This is a genomic window from Sphingomonas sp., from assembly GCF_040398505.1.
GTDB lineage: Bacteria > Pseudomonadota > Alphaproteobacteria > Sphingomonadales > Sphingomonadaceae > Sphingomonas.
In genome coordinates, this window is the sequence record NZ_JBBATX010000137.1 from 4,685 (window position 1) to 6,160 (window position 1,476).

A 1,476-nucleotide genomic window follows, 5' to 3' on the forward strand; every position below is an offset into this window, starting at 1 on the left:
TATGGCGGCGGGCGGCTCGGGCTGATGGGCGCGGTCGCCGATAGCGCGCTGGCGGCAGGCGGGGAGGTGATCGGGATCATCCCGCAGGCCTTGGTCGATGCCGAAGTCGCGCACCAAGGCTGTACCGAGCTGCACGTCGTCGGGACGATGCACCAGCGCAAGCAGGCGTTCACCGATCTGAGCGACGGCTTCGTCAATCTGCCGGGCGGCACCGGCACGATGGACGAATTGTGGGAGGCGCTGAGCTGGGCGCAGATCGGCTATCATGCCAAGCCGGTCGGGCTGCTCAACATCGCCGGCTATTACGATCATCTCGTGGCGTTTTATCACCACATGGCCGAGGTCGGTTTTCTGCGCGCGCAGCACCGCGACATTCTGATCGTCGATACCGCGCTCGACGGGTTGCTGGCGCAGATGGCGCGCCACGTGCCGGTGACGACGATCACCAAGATCGGCGCGAAGGACCTTTGAATGCCGTCACCCTCACCCTTCCCACGACGCTTCGCATCGCGGGCCCCTTCCCTCTCCCGGTGGGAGAGGGAGGGAGCGGCGTAGCCGCGGAAGGGTGAGGGTGACCGATCCATCACCAAGCCGCGCCGCGATCGTCGCGACTGCGCAGGAAGCGATCGCGCGCGGATCGCGCAGTTTCGCCGCAGCCAGCCGCTTGTTCGACCGTGCGAATCGCGAACGCGCGTGGCTGCTCTATGCGTGGTGCCGCGCGTGCGACGACATTGCCGACGGGCAGGACCATGGCCACGGCATGACCGGCGTCAGCGATGGCCCGGTGCGGCTGGCCGAGATCAGCGCCAAGACCGAGGCGGCGCTGGCCGGGGAGGTGGTTGGTGATCCCGCCTTCGACGCGCTCCGGCTGTTCGCCGCCGAGGTGAAGCTGCCCCCGGCTTTGCCGCGCGATCTGATCGCGGGCTTCGCGCTCGATGCGCAGGACTGGCGACCGCAGACCGAGCAGGATCTGTACCTGTATTGCTACCATGTCGCAGGCGTCGTCGGGTGCATGATGGCGCTGGCGATGGGGGTCTCGCGCGACGATGACGCCACATTAGACCGTGCCTGCGATCTGGGGATGGCCTTCCAGCTGGCGAACATCGCGCGCGACGTGGCCGAGGATGCGCGGGCCGGGCGCTGTTATTTGCCGCAGGACTGGCTCAACGAAGCCGGCATTGCGGCGGACGATCTGCTGGCGGCGCAATACCGCGACAAGCTTGGCGCACTCGGCGCGCGCCTCGCCGAACGCGCGGCGGCGTATGAAACGAGCGCGCGCTTTGGGACCCCGGCTTTGGCATTCCGCTCGGCCTGGGCGGTGCTCGCGGCGGCGGACATTTACGGCGCGATCGCACGGCAAGTGGCCGCGCTCGGCGCGCGCGCGTGGGACACGCGCGTGTCGACATCGGGCGCGGCGAAGCTCGGCATGATGGCCCGCGCCTGGCGGCAAGCGCTACGGCGGCACGCGCTCTATCC

General features: G+C 68.7%; 2 protein-coding genes. Both read left to right on the forward strand.

The window, feature by feature from the left end; genetic code table 11:
- Positions 1 to 471 (forward strand): LOG family protein (locus ABWP09_RS13055; protein WP_353205561.1); only part of this gene is annotated, 471 nt, incomplete at its 5' end.
- A gap of 100 nt (positions 472 to 571) precedes the next feature.
- Positions 572 to 1,476, forward strand: a 905-nt coding sequence (locus tag ABWP09_RS13060; protein ID WP_353205562.1) for a phytoene/squalene synthase family protein, incomplete at its 3' end; no start/stop codon positions are given.